The organism is Mesorhizobium sp. M6A.T.Ce.TU.002.03.1.1 (assembly GCF_003997275.1).
Lineage (GTDB): Bacteria > Pseudomonadota > Alphaproteobacteria > Rhizobiales > Rhizobiaceae > Mesorhizobium > Mesorhizobium mediterraneum.
On the sequence record NZ_RZTI01000147.1, the window covers coordinates 1 to 14,165 of the forward strand.

A 14,165-nucleotide genomic window follows, 5' to 3' on the forward strand; every position below is an offset into this window, starting at 1 on the left:
GGCGACGAAATGGCAGCGCTGCGCGATGCCGGCGTCGCCTATGAGGTGGTTCCGGGCGTCACCGCGGCCTTCGCCGCCGCCGCTGATTTCGAGTTGCCGCTGACGCTGCGCGGCGTGTCGTCATCGATGGTGTTCACCACCGGCCACGACCTCAAGGGAAATTCGTTGCCCGACTGGGCAAAGCTCGCCATTTCCGGCGCCACGGTCGCCGTCTATATGGGCCGCTCGGTCGCGGCCGAAGTTGCCGGCCGGCTGATCGAGGCGGGCCTGTCGCCGGATACGGCGGTCGCCGTGGTCGAGAATGCCAGCCTTGCCAACCGCCGCCGTTTCCACGGCACGCTCGCCGACCTGCCGTCGCTGGAGGTCCGCGCCGATCTTACCGGCCCGGTCATGACGATCATCGGCGATGCGGTCGCCGGCGCCAACTTTGAACGTTCCGAGCCGCTCGCGGCACACAGGCATGAAGGCGCGGCCCAAACGGCCGCCGAAGGAGCTGAACGATGAAAGTTCTGACCGCAAACCGCCTCGCCGATGGCGAAGCCGTCTGGTACGCCAATGGCGGCTGGGCCGAGACCATCGACCATGCCGACGTCGCCCATGACAAGGGGGCTGAAGACCGGCTGGAGGCGATCGGCGCCACGGCCTATGCCAACAACGAAGTGGTCGACGTCAATCTGATCGACGTGACCGTCGCCAATGGCGTGGTCGAGCCGGTCCGGCTGCGTGAAAAGATCCGCGCCGCCGGCCCGACCAACCGCAACGACCTGGGCAAGCAGGCGCGCCCGGAAGCCGCTCGGGCGGCGTAAACGACCACATTGATGAAACGGGCGGACGCGCCCGGAAAGACCAGACATGTACCGTTACGATGAGTTCGATCACGATTTCGTCCAGGCCCGCGTCGCCGAGTTCAGCGACCAGGTCGCGCGGCGGCTTGCCGGTGAAATCACCGAGGATCAGTTCCGGCCGCTGAGGTTGATGAATGGCGTCTACCTGCAATTGCACGCCTACATGCTGCGCATCGCGGTGCCTTACGGCACGCTGAACAGCAACCAGCTGCGCATGCTCGGCCATATCGCCCGCAAATACGACAAGGGCTACGGCCATTTCACGACGCGCCAGAACATCCAGTTCAACTGGCCGGCGCTGTCGGACATTCCGGCGATCCTGGCCGATCTGGCCAGCGTCGAGATGCATGCCATCCAGACCAGTGGCAATTGCATCCGCAACGTCACCGCCGACCACTTCGCCGGCGCAGCCGCCGACGAAGTCGCCGATCCGCGCCCCTATGCGGAAATCCTGCGCCAATGGTCGTCGGTTCATCCGGAGTTCTCGTTCCTGCCGAGAAAATTCAAGATCGCGGTGACCGGCGCCGAGCGCGACCGCGCCGCCATCCAGACGCATGACATCGGCCTGCATTTGAAGAAGAACGCGGCCGGCGAACTCGGTTTCGCCGTCTATGTCGGCGGTGGCCAGGGTCGCACGCCGATGATCGCCAAGAAAATCCGCGACTTCCTGCCCGAGGCCGACCTTCTGTCCTACTGCACAGCGATCCTGCGCGTTTACAACCTCTACGGCCGCCGCGACAACAAATACAAGGCGCGCATCAAGATCCTCGTCCACGAGACCGGTGTCGAGGAGATCACCCGCCAGGTCGAGGCCGAATGGCAGGAGCTGAAGGATGCGGACCTGAAGCTGCCGGAAGCCGACATTCGCGCCATCGATGCCTATTTCGCGCCGCCGGCGCTGACGGACCGGCCGGAAGGCGACGAGGCGGTCAAGCTTGCCCGCCTCGATTCCAAGAGCTTTTCGGAATGGCTCGACCAGAACGTGGTGACCCACCGCCATCCCGATTATGCCGCCGTCACCATCTCGCTCAAGGGCATCGGCGAAGCGCCGGGCGATGCCTCCGACAGCCAGATGGAAGCGATCGCCGACCTTGCCGAAAAGTACGCCTTCGACGAGCTGCGCGTCAGCCACGAGCAGAATCTGATCCTGCCGCATGTTGCGCGCGCCGACCTCAAGGCGGTCTATGACGCTCTGGTCGACATCGGACTGGCGACGGCCAATTCAAACCTGATCACCGACATCATCTCCTGCCCTGGCCTCGATTATTGCGCGTTGGCCACGGCGCGCTCCATTCCGGTGGCACAGGAAATCTCGCTTCGTTTCGCTTCGCTTGAGCGGCAGCGCGAGATCGGTGAATTGAAGCTGAAGATTTCCGGCTGCATCAACGCCTGCGGCCATCACCATGTCGGCCATATCGGCATCCTCGGCGTCGAGAAGAAGGGCGCCGAGCTCTATCAGGTCACGCTCGGCGGCTCGGCCGACGAGAACACATCGGTCGGCGAGATCATCGGCCGCGGCTTCTCGTCGGCAGAAATCACCGACGCCATCGAGCAGATCGTCGAGACCTATCTCGGCCTCCGGCTCGACAGAAACGAAAAATTCATCGACGCCTACCGCCGTGTCGGTCCCGCGCCGTTCAAGGAGGCGCTCTATGCTGGCGAAGCCAAGGCCGCTTGATCGTATCGTCGACGTCGAGGCCGGCATCGCTGCCGAAGCGGCGGGGCTCGATGCGCTCTATGGTCATCTGAAGCCGCTGGAGATCATCGAGCGGTCGGCCCAGGAATTCTTTCACGGTGAAATCGCCGCGGTTTCCTCCTTCGGCGCCGATTCAGCCGTGCTGCTGCACATGATCGCCAAGATCGACCGGACGCTGCCGATCATCTTCCTCGACACCGGCAAGCACTTCGAGGAGACGCTCGGCTATCGCGACGCGCTCGTTGCCGATTTCGGGCTGACCGATATAAGGGTGATCACGCCCGAAGAAGCGGCGCTCGAACGGATCGATCCGACCGGCAATCTGAACGAGACCGACACCGACGCCTGCTGCGATGTCCGCAAGGTCGAGCCGCTGGCGCGCGGCGTTGAGCCGTTCCGCGCCTGGTTCACCGGCCGCAAGCGTTTTCAGGCGACGACGCGGGCGGCGCTTCCGGTGTTCGAGGCGGTCGGCTCGCGCATCCGCATCAATCCGCTGGCGCATTGGACGACCGCCGACCAGGCCAACTACATGCGCGCCCATGCGCTGCGCGAAAACCCGCTGGTCGCCTATGGCTATCTCTCGATCGGCTGCTTCCCGTGCACGCAGCCGGTGCAGCCGGGTGAGGACGCGCGCAGCGGCCGCTGGGCAGGGCATGCCAAGACCGAGTGCGGCATCCATCTGTCGGGGCTGGAGAAGTCACTGACCGACGCGTCGCTTTAGGGTATGTTGATATTCAGGTGAGGTCGGCCTGCGAATGGCGGCTTCCTGCGCTTCCGGTGCTCACGTACCCAAAGTACGCTCCGCTCCGGTTCTCGGAAGCCACCATTCTCGGCTCGGCCTGACCTGAATCTCAACACACCCTCGGGCGTTTTGAACTTTAGAATTTTGTGGACTTGGGAATTTCTCGATGAGTGAATCGATAGCGGAAAACGCCACCCGCCTCTGGACCCCGACAGGTTTTAGCGAGGACGAGTGGAGCCATGCCGAGAGCGCCGACGCACTGTCCGGCAATGGCCGCTTCATCCTGCCGCTGCAGGTGTTTCTCGACCTCGACCCGGTGGTGCGCCGGTCGGCGAAGGAACGCATCGGCGTGCTGCTTCAGCCCGGCGACCAGCTCGAAAAGATCGCCGACCTGCTCGACCAGACATCGCTGGTGGCGTTGGCCTTCCCGGCTTTCAGTGACGGCCGGTCTTTCTCCAAGGGCGAATTGCTGCGCAGCCGCCACCGTTTCGAGGGCGCGGTCCGCGCCACCGGGCAGGTTCTGGTCGATCAGCTACCGCATATGCTGCGCCTCGGCTTCGATGAGTTCGAGGTGTCGCATCCAGTGCTCTTGAAAAGGCTCGAGGCCGGCCGCACTGGCGGCCTGCCTCTGTACTATCAGCCGACCGAGAAGCCGGAGGCCAAAGGCCCCAAATATTCCTGGCGGCGCGTGCGCGCCGACTGATCGCCTGCGCCGGCCACGGCGAGATCCTGATGCGCGACGAACGCAAAGCGGCTTGAGTCGGCTCTTGGAAAACCGCCGCACTTAGAGCGGTTCAGCTTTTGATAGAATCGCCGAACCGCTCTAAGTATTTATTTTTACGCAATTCCGGACGGAAAACCGCTACGCACTTTTCCTGGAATTGCTCTAGGTGCGGCTGCGCGTTTTATGCAGTCATCCGCGCTTCGCGAAACGACACCAGCTTGCTGCGGCTCTCGTCCCACAGTGCGAGCTTGACGCAGCGCAGGCTGTCGAGAAGCGTGACGCGGCCGATTTCGCGCAGTTCCGGATAGTCCCTCAGGACCTCCTGGAGCCGGTAGCACGGCACCTTGGCGGAGAGGTGATGCACGTGATGGACGCCGATATTGCCGGTGAACCAGTTCAGCACCGGCGGCAGGTCATAGTAGGACGAGCCGTGCAGCGCCGCATGCTGGAATTCCCATTCGGAATCCTTCGCCCACTCGGTCTCTTCGAACTGGTGCTGGACGTAGAACAGCCAGATGCCGGCGGAACCGGCGAGGACGACGATGGGCAAATGGACAACCAGGAACGCTTCGAGGCCGACGAACCAAATGAGGGCAGCGGCGGCAACCGCGATGGCCACATTGGTGGCCATTGAGGAAATCCAGGGCGTGAGGCCGCCTCGCATCATGCCGACCGGCAGTCGCTGCTCAAAGATGAAAAGCCAAATCGGGCCGAGGCCGAACATGACCAGCGGATGGCGATAGAGACGATAGGCAAGGCGGCCCCGCCAGGACATTTGCCGGTATTCGGCAACAGTCAGCGTCCTGATGTCGCCCGTGCCGCGCTCATCGAGATTGCCGGCGCTGGCGTGATGGGTTGCGTGGGCGCGTCGCCAGCAATCGTAGGGGGTCAAGGTCAGGATGCCCAGCCCGCGGCCGATCCAGTCGTCGGCAGTGCGGTTGGCGAAGAAGGAGCCGTGGCCGCAATCATGCTGGATCATGAAGATCCGCACCAGAAAGCCGGCGGCCGGTAGGATGAGGATCAGACCCCACCAATGACCATGGGCATAGGCAGCCGTGGACAGGGCCCACAGCGTGGCAAAGGGGATAAGTGTGATGGCAAGTTCGACGGCGCTGCGCCGCCTGTCAGGCGTCTTGTAGCGCGCCAGGATCTTCAACCAGGCACGTTTGCTGTTCGCCACAGCTTCGGGGGAAATCATGTTCATCAGGAAGCATAGACGGACCATACCGTCGCCGCAAGGCAGGGATCACGCCAAGTTACTGCGCGTAATTGTCGCGCGACGCGCAAGAGGCTGCATGTGGAAGGGCATGCTTGGTTCCGACGGCACGCGACGACAGGCGAATGTGCTCGTCTACCGCCGGCGGCCACCGGCGGCTACGCTGCTCTCGATACCGTCCAGGCGGTCGAGCAATTCCTTGAAACGATCGGGAATATCGTTCTCCATCCGAAACGCCGGCAACGCACGCAGAAAGCCCATCGTTGCCTCGGTGCCGAACTGGCGCCTGATGCCGGCCGCGAGCCTTTCACGTCTTTCATCATTATTGCGGTCGCCATTCTTGTTGCGGTCGCCGTTGTTGCGGGTCGTCATCTCAAAATCCTGTGTCGGCTTCGAAACTCTTCCAGCAGACGAATGGTTCCCCCATCGCAGCATCTTGGCAAGCAAAGCTAGCGGTTACAGTAAAATTTGAATTAATATCGAAAGGTCTTCATGATGCGTCGTCAAAGCGCGAGCGGCCCCTCCAGTATCGCTTGCCCCTTGATTTTTGGCCGCCAAACCTCGATATCGGGCACAAAATCCACATCATTCGAAATGACGGGAAACGGCGATGAGCGACCAGGCAAAAGACGAACGCGCGCCCGATGAAGCCGAGACGGTCGGGGCTGCCACCGAACACACGGAAGGCAGCGTCGACGGCGACTACGAAGCGCTTGTGCGGCTGTTGAAGGAAAACGACGAGTTGAAGGACCGCGCGCTCCGCGTCGCGGCCGAGATGGAGAATCTGCGCCGCCGTACCGCCCGCGACGTGCACGACGCGCGTGCCTATGCCGTTGCCAATTTCGCCCGTGACATGCTGTCGGTATCGGACAATCTGCGTCGCGCGCTGGACGCGATCCCAGCTGAGACCAAGGCGTCGGGTGATGCCGGCTTCAAGGCGCTGATCGAGGGCGTCGAGCTCACCGAGCGCGCTATGCTGTCGGCGCTGGAGCGGCACGGCGTGAAGAAGCTCGAGCCGGAAGGCGAGAAATTCGACCCGAATTTCCACCAGGCGATGTTCGAGGTGCCCAATCCAGAGGTGCCGGCCAACACGGTGGTCCAAGTCGTGCAGCCAGGCTATTCGATCGGTGAGCGGGTGTTGCGGCCGGCCATGGTCGGCGTCGCCAAGGGAGGCCCCAAGCATGTGGCTGGTGAAGCGCCGGTCGAGCCAGGGCCGGTGAATGAGCAGGCTGAGAAGGATGCTTAAATTAGGGGAGTAGGGGAATAGGGCAGTACGGGAGTAGGGAATAACGCTACGCACGGCAAAGTAGAGCAATTGCCTACTCCGGCCGTTGCCTTCTCTCCCCTACTCCCCTACTGCCTTATTCTCCTACTGCCCTACTCAGGCCGCGAAGCGCTGGGCTTCCCCGCCATAATAGCTGACGTAGCGGGCGCCGATCTCCTTGACCGGCATCACCACGAACACGTCGACCGTCGAGAATTCGCGGTCGATGACGCAGCCGTCGCCGATGCGCGCTCCGACGCGCAGATAGCCCTTGACCAGCGGTGGCATAGCCGCGATCGCGGCCTTGGCGTTGACCGCCTCGATCGGCATTAAATCCATGGAACAGTAGCGGCCGGCGACCGCGCGCACGTCCCAGGCCGAGTTCGTCCGGCAATTATTGGCGAGATAGGTCAGCGCTTCGGCGTGCGCCGCCGGCACGGTGCCTTGGAAAGAGGCGCAACCGGTCATCACGCCGATGCCGTAATGGTTGATATAGGCCCAAATGCCTTGCCAGAGCGCCTCGATGGTGCGCTTCGAGCGGTATTCCGGCAAGACGCAGGAGCGACCGAGCTCGAGGAAACGCTGGCCGGGGTGACGGGCGATAAGATTGGTCAGCTCGAACTCGCCCTCGGAATAGAAGCCGCCGGCCGCTGCCGCGATTTCCTGCCGCAGCAGGCGGTACGTGCCGACAATGCGGCGGTGCTCGGGACCCGACAGCGAGGTGTCGAAGACGAGCAAATGATCACAAAGCGGATCGAAATGATCAGCATCGCGGCGGTCCTGCGCCTGGAACAGGTTCTTCCTGGCGCCAAGCTCGTCGTAGAAAACCCGGTAGCGCACTTCCTGCGCGGCAGCGACCTCGGCCTCGTTGCGGGCGAGCCGCACTTCGAGGTTGCCTATGCGGCCGAGCGCTTCGCCTTTTATGACGGCATCGACGTTCCGCCCGGTGAGCAAAGCACCGCTGGCGTTCGGCCGAGCGTCACATTCCGGCATAACTGTATGCACGAGTGATTCTCCTTCGAGCCATCCCTCTTGGCACGGGGATACGGTGTAGGTGCAACAGGATTGTGACAGTACCGTGATACGGCGTTGCCGGCAATACTTCGTCGGCTGGGTAATCCTTCAACCGGCTATGTTACGCCGGGAAACTTGGTAGGACAGCTCGGCGGATCACGCCGCCACCTGGCCTTCGACCGCATGGACAAGCGCGTCGGGGTCGAGCGGCTTGGTGACGAAGCCGCTGGCGCCATGGGCAAGCACGGCGTGGCGGGTCTTTTCCTGACTATCCGCCGACAGCACCATGATCGGGACCGGCGGCACGGCGGTTTCCTCCTCGTGGCGGCGGATTGCGGCGATGGCGTCCAGCCCGTCCATGACAGGCATGTGCAGGTCCATCAGCACCACGTCGAAGCGGTGCTTGTGGCCGGTGCCAGTGACGGCCTCGACGGCGGCCTTGCCGTTGCCGACCACTTTCACGCGGTGCCCGGCCTTCAGCAGCGTGGCCCGGGCAAGCATGGCGTTGATGTCGTTGTCCTCGGCGATCAGCACGGACAGGCCCTGCCGGCGGCCGGCGATGGCGCGGACGGATGGCGCGCCGCGCTTTTCCGCCTGTGGCTGGGTGAGGGCGGGTACGCTGCTGGTCAAAAGCACGCGCAGCAACGTCTCGCCACGCACCGGCCTTGCCAGGAAGGTGGAGTAGCCGCTGGCGCGGAACTCGCCCAACATGCCGCGATCGGTCGGTGCGATCAGCGTGATCGCCTCGCAATCGGCAAAGCCGCTCTGGCGAAGGCGCTTGAGCAACCTGCCGTCGCTGTCCTCCATGGCCGCGTCGACCAGAAGCACGTCGCAGCCTTCGGCGAAGGGTTCTGCCTGGGCGGCGGTCGCGGCCAGATCGACCATGCCGCCATTGGCGCGGATGGTGCGAGCGATGGCGTCGGCCTCGATGGCGTTCTTCGACAGGATCACGGCGCGCCGGCCAGACAGCGCATTCTGGCGCATCTGCGGTGCTTCGATGGCCGATATTACGGGGATTTCGAAAACGAATTCGGAACCTTGGCCGAGCCGGCTCGACACCGAAATCGTGCCGCCCATGGCGGTCACCAGGCGCTTGGAGATGGCAAGACCGAGACCGGCGCCACCGTGCGCGCGGGTTGACGAGCCATCGACCTGTTCGAATTCCTCGAAAATGCGCTCTAGGTCGTCCTCGCCGAGGCCGGGACCGGTGTCGGTGACGCTGAAGCGTATGCGATCGGTGGTTTCGGTGCGGGCACGGGCGACGGTCACCAGCACGCCGCCGCTGTCGGTGAACTTGATGGCATTGCCGATCAGGTTGAGCAGCACCTGCCTGACTCTTCCCGGATCGGCTGATATCATTTGCGGCACGTCGGGCTCGACATGGCAGCCAACGCCGATATTCTTGGCGAAGGCGCGCGCCGCTAGGAGCTCGATGATGTTGTCGGCGATCTCGCGCACGGACATTGGCTGCGGTTCGGGATCGAAGCGGCCAGCCTCGATCTTGGAATAGTCGAGCAGATCCTCGATCAGCGCCAGCAGCGCGCTGGCCGAGGTCGATACGGCGCCGACATAGGTCCGTTGTTCAGGCGAGAGATTGGTGTCCGCCAGCAGCCTGGCCATGCCCATGATGCCGTTCATCGGCGTGCGGATCTCGTGGCTGACGGTGGCGAGGAAGCGCGATTTGGCCTGGCTCGCATATTCGGCTCGCTCACGGGCGGTGATCAGCGACGATTCTGCGTGCTTGCGGGCGGTAATGTCGCGGGCGATGGCGCGATGCGAGACGGCGCCGCTCTCCTTGTCGCGCACGGACAGTTCGATCCATGAGAACCAGCGCGGGCCGCTCGGCATGTTAATGGCGACGTCGGTGGAACTCAGGCATTCGTGGTCGGAAAAGGCGGCATCGGGAACGATGCCGACGTCGATGCCGAGCTCGGCCAGAGTCCTGCCGGCAAGGTCGCGCTGGTCGCTTCCGACAAGATCGGCGAAAACCTTGTTGGCATAGACGATGTGGCCGTCACGGTCGCGGTGGACGACGAGATCGCCAAGCGCGTCGATCAGCCCGCGAAAGCGTTCCTCGCTCTCCTGCATCTCCCACATGCGGTCGGCCAGGGTCTCGACCTCGGCGCGGCTGCGAGCTGCGGTCTCGCCAAGGAGGGCAACGGCGCGACGATCCGTGCGCCTGGCACGCAAATGCACGGCAAGACCGGCCATGCCAGTCGCCAAAAGCCCGACGGTGATGAAGATCGGCGCTCCGGTCAGATGCGACAGGCCTGCCAGCACGACGATGGCGACGAGCGTCAGGAACGGCAGGCCTTCACGATTGGCAGCGGGCAGTTCGGGCGCTAGTGGCGGCGCTGCAATATGCTGCCGCCTTGGCGCCTCCGGGCCGATCCCATCGGCGCTTTCGGCGCTCTCCGTTTCTCTGATGCCGGATTCCGTGACCATGCGAAATCCTTGCCAGACAGAGATTATGGAAAATTGCGGCCGATCGTTCGAATTTTATCGGTCGCGCGGTTTTTGCCTTCCTTTCTTGCAAAAACGGCAGACGACAGAACTCACATGTCCACCACCACGCGGCCACGGATCTTGCCGTCGACGATGTCGTGCGCGGCGTCGATGATGCCGTCGAAGCCAATGGTCGTGGACAGGCTGGCGAGTTTCTGGAGGTCGAGGTCCGTGCCGATGCGGCGCCACGCCTCCATGCGGACCGCTTTTGGCGCCATCACCGAATCGATGCCGAGCAGACAAACGCCGCGCAGGATGAACGGGGCGACGCTCGCCGGTAGATCCATGCCGCCGGCCAAGCCGCAGGCGGCGACGGCGCCGCCATAGGAGGTCATCGAAAGGACGTTGGCCAGCGTATGACTGCCGACCGCATCGACGCCGCCGGCCCAGCGTTCCTTGGCGAGCGGCTTTGCCGGCTGGGCAAGCTCTTCGCGCGAAATCACTTCCGCAGCACCCAGGTCGATCAGATAGGGGCTTTCAGCGCTGCGGCCGGTCGAGGCGATAACGTGATAGCCGAGGCTGGACAGGATCGAGACCGCGACCGAGCCGACGCCGCCGGCCGCGCCCGTCACCACCACCGGGCCGCGATCGGGCACGATTCCGTGCCGTTCCAGAGCGATGACGCAAAGCATAGCGGTGTAGCCGGCGGTGCCGATCGCCATGGCATCATGCGGGCTCATGCCCTGAGGCAGCGGCACCAGCCAGTCGCCCTTGACACGGGCGCGCTCGGCATAGGCGCCAAAATGCGTTTCGCCGACGCCCCAGCCGTTCAATATGACCTTGTCCCCCTTGCGCCAGTCGGCATGGGAGGACGAGATGACGGTGCCGGCGAAATCGATGCCCGGCACCAGCGGCCAACGGCGGATCACCGGGGCCTTGCCTGATATGGCGAGGCCATCCTTGTAGTTCACCGTCGTCGCCTCGACGGCGACGGTGACATCGCCTTCCATCAGGTCGGCTTCGGTGAGGTCGGTCACCACGACCAACTGTTTCTTCTCGGCGTCGCGCGAAACGAGGATGGCTTTGAAGGTTTCGGGCATGTCTTCTCCTCGGGCTTTTCGAATGGGCACTGTATGGCGACGGAAGGCCAGGTCAATCGTTTGAGGCCTTGGCCTCGCGCCGCCAACCGATGAGTTCGTCGAAGACGACCAGCACCGCGCCGACCGCGATGAAGGCGTCGGCGAGGTTGAAGATGGCGAAGGACCATACCGGGGTGTGGAACAGGATGTAGTCGATCACGTGACCATAGGTAGCGCGGTCGAACAGATTGCCGAGCGCGCCGCCGACGATCAGCGCAAAGCCGATGCGGGTCAGCACGTGGCCGGGCGGAGTGCGGGCCGCGAGATAGAGCACGAAAGCGACGACGAAAGTGGCGATGACCACCAGGCCGGTGTCGCCGAAGGACGAAAACATCGAGAAGGCAATGCCGGTGTTGTAGGTGCGATACAATGCCAGGAATGGCACAAGATCGACCTTTTCCTGAAAGGCGAGACCGGTCTCGACCAGGTATTTCACCCACTGGTCGAGCGCTACCGCGGCGGCGACCAGCAGGACGTAGGGGAACCACGATTTTGCCGTTTGGGATGTCACCATTTGGGATGTCACGGTTTGGCGTCCTCCGGGGCAAGTTTCAGCGCGCCGCGCCGGATCTCGAACAGCATGACGCCGGTGGCCACCGCCAGATTGAGCGAATCGGCCCGGCCGGCCTGTGGAATCCGCAGCAACCTGTCGCAGCTTTCGGCCAGGCTGTCGGGCAGGCCCTGCTGTTCGTTGCCCATCATCAGCAGCACCGGGCCTTGGGAAAAATCGACCGAACGGTAGTCAACGGCACCCTTCAGATGCGTGCCGGCAACGAGGCCAGGAAAGCTTTTTCGCCACGCGAGGAAGGTTTCCGGCGTCGCCTTGGCGACCGGCACCGCGAAGATCGAGCCCATGGTGGCGCGCACGGTTTCGACGGAAAAAGGATCGGTGGTCTCGCCGACCAGGATGATGCCCTTGGCGCCGACGGCATCGACGGTGCGGATGACGGTGCCGAGATTGCCGGGATCGCGCACGCGATCGAGCGCCACCCAGACATCGCTGTCTTGAGCGTGGATGTCTTTCAGCGGCAGGAACTTCTGCGAAAAGACGCCGACCACCATTTGCGGGTTGTCGCGACGGGTGATGGCGACGAGCACTTTTTCCGAAACTTCGAGCACGGTGCCGCCGGCGGCGACCGTGCGCGCCGCGACCTTTTCGACTGCCGCATTGCCGCGTCCGGCCTTGGCGAAGACCAGCGTCCGGATCGCCCAGCCGAGGTCGAGCGCGTCGATGACCAGCTTCAGCCCCTCGGCCATGAAGGCGTTCTGCTGGTCGCGGAATTTCTTCAGCGCCAGCGCCTTGATGTCCTTGACCAGCGGGTTGGCGAGGCTGGTGACCTCTTTCACCTGTCCGGGCGCGCCTGCATGCCGCTCGCTCATTGTCAGGCCACCCAGCGCGAGAACAGCGAGGTCGACAGCGCCCGGCCGGCGGATTTCTCGCGGATGATCAGCTCGCCGGATTCGACCGTGCCGCCCATGCCTGCGAAAGTGTCGCGCATCAAGGCATGGATGGCGAAGAAGGAAGCGCGGATCGAATAGGCGGTCAGCACCACAGCAATCGGCTTCGGCGTCAGGATCGAGCGGCAGAGGTCGGTCAGATCAGGCAGATCCTCGAACAACTGCCAGACCTCGCCCTTGGGGCCACGGCCATAGGCGGGCGGATCGAACAGGACGATGTCGTAGCGGCTGCCGCGGCGCTCCTCTCGCTCAGCGAATTTCATGGCATCGTCGACGATCCAGCGGATCGGCTTTTGCGACAGGCCCGCCATCTCCTGGTTCTCCCTGGCCCAGCCGATCGCCTTCTTGGACGCATCGACATGGGTCACCTCGGCGCCGGCACGCGCCGCCACCAGTGAGGCAAGGCCGGTATAGCCGAACAGATTCAGCACCTTGACCGGTCGCTTCGCCGCCGCGATCAGCCCGGCCATGTGGTCCCAGTGCGAGGCCTGCTCGGGGAACACGCCGACATGGCGAAACGAGGTGAAGCGGCCGAGATAATCGATGCCGTCATGCTTCATCGGCCAGGTCTCGCCGAGCGGCGTCCTCGGGAAGCGCCAGCGGCCGATGCCTTCCTCGTCGGTGTCGCCGGTGAAAATGGCGTCGGCGCGGTCCCAGTCCTTGGCCGGCAACGCTTTTTGCCAGATCGCCTGGCCTTCGGGCCGGACGATGCGATAGGGGCCGTACTGCTCGAGCTTTTGCCCGGCGCCGCTGTCGAGAAGCGCATAGTCGGCGTTGGGCGCCACTTCGAGGATCAGCGGCAGGTGTTCGACCGGCAGGGCGCCGTCGCGAAGCGAAAGGACGCGCGGCGTGGGCTTCGGAACAGACCGGTCGTCCGGTTTTGTGCCGGTTCCGCGCGGCTGTTCCGCCCCGCCCTTTGCGGGCTGATGCGAGCGGCTGTCGCGGCGTTTGTCGCGAAAAGGTTTCAAAAAGAGCATCTCCGGGGCGACTTGGCCCGCTTCTGCCACAGCACATTCACCGGTGCAACAAACGCGGTCGCTGGAGATTTCCGAAACGATCAGCCGCGCTTGATCCAAAGCAGGGCGACAACCAACGATACGAAACCGACGGCCTTGAAGCCGGCGACGATCATATGGCCGGTTTCCCAGCGCCGCCGGATCGCTTCGAAATTTTCCGGGATCGGTCCAGGTGCCCAGGTGGCTAAAACATCGTTCGCCGGTTTGACGAGAGCAGACCACGTCGCAAGAGACATAGCAAAGAGCACGGCGGCGGCCAAGGCGAACCAGAACGCCGGACGGTCGTTGCGCAGCATCCATGCGAGAAGTGCCGGGCAGGCGATCGCTGCCACATCAAGCGGCGCGCCAATCACGGCAAACAGCTGGAACTGGGCGTTGAAGACAGTCGTCTCGCGCCAGAGAGAAGGCGGCCACTTCAGCCGAGGAGCCGATTCCAGGACATGGGCGAAGGATGGTCCAAGGCTGAGCGCCGCGACGACAGCGGCCAAGATGGACCAGAACAACAGGAATCCGCGTATCTCCATAACGTCCGAACAACGGCGTGACGCCGGAGACGTTCCCGTCCGAACGGGAGTAGGGGAATAGGGGAATAAGGGAGTAGGGGAG

Annotated in this window: 15 protein-coding genes; 6 read left to right on the plus strand and 9 right to left on the minus strand. The window is 63.6% G+C overall.

Annotation, left to right across the window (positions count from 1 at the left end; genetic code table 11):
* The 5 genes from EOC93_RS28685 to EOC93_RS28705 form a co-directional block, all read left to right on the plus strand.
* Positions 1-504: SAM-dependent methyltransferase (locus EOC93_RS28685; protein ID WP_245461566.1), on the plus strand; the 504-nt coding region annotated here is incomplete at its 5' end.
* Positions 501-806 (plus strand): DUF2849 domain-containing protein, encoded by a 306-nt coding sequence (locus EOC93_RS28690; RefSeq protein WP_095488360.1) that lies wholly within the window; start codon positions 501-503, stop codon positions 804-806. The genes EOC93_RS28685 and EOC93_RS28690, both read left to right, overlap by 4 nt.
* A gap of 46 nt (positions 807-852) precedes the next feature.
* Complete coding sequence (locus tag EOC93_RS28695; protein WP_126104873.1) at positions 853-2,523, plus strand: nitrite/sulfite reductase; 1,671 nt, start codon at positions 853-855, stop codon at positions 2,521-2,523.
* Complete coding sequence (locus tag EOC93_RS28700) at positions 2,498-3,262, plus strand: phosphoadenylyl-sulfate reductase (RefSeq protein WP_126104874.1); 765 nt, start codon at positions 2,498-2,500, stop codon at positions 3,260-3,262. Before EOC93_RS28695 ends, EOC93_RS28700 begins: the two co-directional genes overlap by 26 nt.
* 187 nt (positions 3,263-3,449) lie before the next feature.
* Positions 3,450-3,986, plus strand: coding sequence for a DUF934 domain-containing protein (locus EOC93_RS28705; protein WP_127206291.1), 537 nt, complete (start codon positions 3,450-3,452; stop codon positions 3,984-3,986).
* Positions 3,987-4,188: 202 nt separating this feature from the next.
* On the opposite strand, the gene EOC93_RS28710 is transcribed toward EOC93_RS28705, so the two are convergent.
* A complete protein-coding gene (locus EOC93_RS28710; RefSeq protein WP_127206292.1) occupies positions 4,189-5,211 on the minus strand; it encodes a fatty acid desaturase in 1,023 nt (340 codons plus the stop codon).
* Between the two features lie 147 nt (positions 5,212-5,358).
* Positions 5,359-5,595 carry a hypothetical protein gene (locus EOC93_RS28715; RefSeq protein WP_095488370.1) on the minus strand — a complete coding sequence of 79 codons (237 nt, stop codon included), beginning with the start codon at positions 5,593-5,595 and terminating at the stop codon, positions 5,359-5,361.
* Between the two features lie 238 nt (positions 5,596-5,833).
* Here EOC93_RS28715 and grpE point away from each other — a divergent pair, with 238 nt between their 5' ends.
* Positions 5,834-6,469, plus strand: a complete 636-nt coding sequence (grpE, locus tag EOC93_RS28720; protein ID WP_095488372.1) for a nucleotide exchange factor GrpE — start codon at positions 5,834-5,836, stop codon at positions 6,467-6,469.
* A 135-nt stretch (positions 6,470-6,604) separates the two neighbouring features.
* Here the strand turns inward: grpE and EOC93_RS28725 are convergent, their stop codons facing one another.
* The 7 genes from EOC93_RS28725 to EOC93_RS28755 form a co-directional block, all read right to left on the minus strand.
* A complete protein-coding gene (locus EOC93_RS28725) occupies positions 6,605-7,480 on the minus strand; it encodes a GNAT family N-acetyltransferase (RefSeq protein WP_164759309.1) in 876 nt (291 codons plus the stop codon).
* A 177-nt stretch (positions 7,481-7,657) separates the two neighbouring features.
* Positions 7,658-9,946 carry a PAS domain-containing hybrid sensor histidine kinase/response regulator gene (locus tag EOC93_RS28730; RefSeq protein ID WP_127206294.1) on the minus strand — a complete coding sequence of 763 codons (2,289 nt, stop codon included), beginning with the start codon at positions 9,944-9,946 and terminating at the stop codon, positions 7,658-7,660.
* Positions 9,947-10,056: 110 nt separating this feature from the next.
* Positions 10,057-11,046: an MDR family oxidoreductase gene (locus EOC93_RS28735; protein ID WP_127206295.1), complete on the minus strand. Its 990-nt coding sequence runs from the start codon at positions 11,044-11,046 to the stop codon at positions 10,057-10,059.
* 52 nt (positions 11,047-11,098) lie between these two features.
* Positions 11,099-11,599 (minus strand): signal peptidase II, encoded by a 501-nt coding sequence (lspA, locus tag EOC93_RS28740; RefSeq protein WP_095488380.1) that lies wholly within the window; start codon positions 11,597-11,599, stop codon positions 11,099-11,101.
* 8 nt (positions 11,600-11,607) lie between these two features.
* On the minus strand, positions 11,608-12,465 hold the full coding sequence (locus tag EOC93_RS28745) for an RNA methyltransferase (protein ID WP_095488382.1): 858 nt from the start codon (positions 12,463-12,465) through the stop codon (positions 11,608-11,610).
* A 2-nt stretch (positions 12,466-12,467) separates the two neighbouring features.
* On the minus strand, positions 12,468-13,511 hold the full coding sequence (locus tag EOC93_RS28750) for a class I SAM-dependent rRNA methyltransferase (RefSeq protein WP_095488384.1): 1,044 nt from the start codon (positions 13,509-13,511) through the stop codon (positions 12,468-12,470).
* A gap of 89 nt (positions 13,512-13,600) precedes the next feature.
* Positions 13,601-14,083, minus strand: coding sequence for a hypothetical protein (locus tag EOC93_RS28755; RefSeq protein WP_095488386.1), 483 nt, complete (start codon positions 14,081-14,083; stop codon positions 13,601-13,603).
* Positions 14,084-14,165 lie beyond the last annotated feature (82 nt).

Coding starts and splice junctions, on each gene's coding strand:
- EOC93_RS28690 (WP_095488360.1), top strand. CDS start 501: ATGAAAGTTCTGACCGCAAACCGCCTCGCCGATGGCGAAGCCGTCTGG.
- EOC93_RS28695 (WP_126104873.1), top strand. CDS start 853: ATGTACCGTTACGATGAGTTCGATCACGATTTCGTCCAGGCCCGCGTC.
- EOC93_RS28700 (WP_126104874.1), top strand. CDS start 2,498: ATGCTGGCGAAGCCAAGGCCGCTTGATCGTATCGTCGACGTCGAGGCC.
- EOC93_RS28705 (WP_127206291.1), top strand. CDS start 3,450: ATGAGTGAATCGATAGCGGAAAACGCCACCCGCCTCTGGACCCCGACA.
- EOC93_RS28710 (WP_127206292.1), bottom strand. CDS start 5,211: ATGAACATGATTTCCCCCGAAGCTGTGGCGAACAGCAAACGTGCCTGG.
- EOC93_RS28715 (WP_095488370.1), bottom strand. CDS start 5,595: ATGACGACCCGCAACAACGGCGACCGCAACAAGAATGGCGACCGCAAT.
- grpE (WP_095488372.1), top strand. CDS start 5,834: ATGAGCGACCAGGCAAAAGACGAACGCGCGCCCGATGAAGCCGAGACG.
- EOC93_RS28725 (WP_164759309.1), bottom strand. CDS start 7,480: ATGCCGGAATGTGACGCTCGGCCGAACGCCAGCGGTGCTTTGCTCACC.
- EOC93_RS28730 (WP_127206294.1), bottom strand. CDS start 9,946: ATGGTCACGGAATCCGGCATCAGAGAAACGGAGAGCGCCGAAAGCGCC.
- EOC93_RS28735 (WP_127206295.1), bottom strand. CDS start 11,046: ATGCCCGAAACCTTCAAAGCCATCCTCGTTTCGCGCGACGCCGAGAAG.
- lspA (WP_095488380.1), bottom strand. CDS start 11,599: ATGGTGACATCCCAAACGGCAAAATCGTGGTTCCCCTACGTCCTGCTG.
- EOC93_RS28745 (WP_095488382.1), bottom strand. CDS start 12,465: ATGAGCGAGCGGCATGCAGGCGCGCCCGGACAGGTGAAAGAGGTCACC.
- EOC93_RS28755 (WP_095488386.1), bottom strand. CDS start 14,083: ATGGAGATACGCGGATTCCTGTTGTTCTGGTCCATCTTGGCCGCTGTC.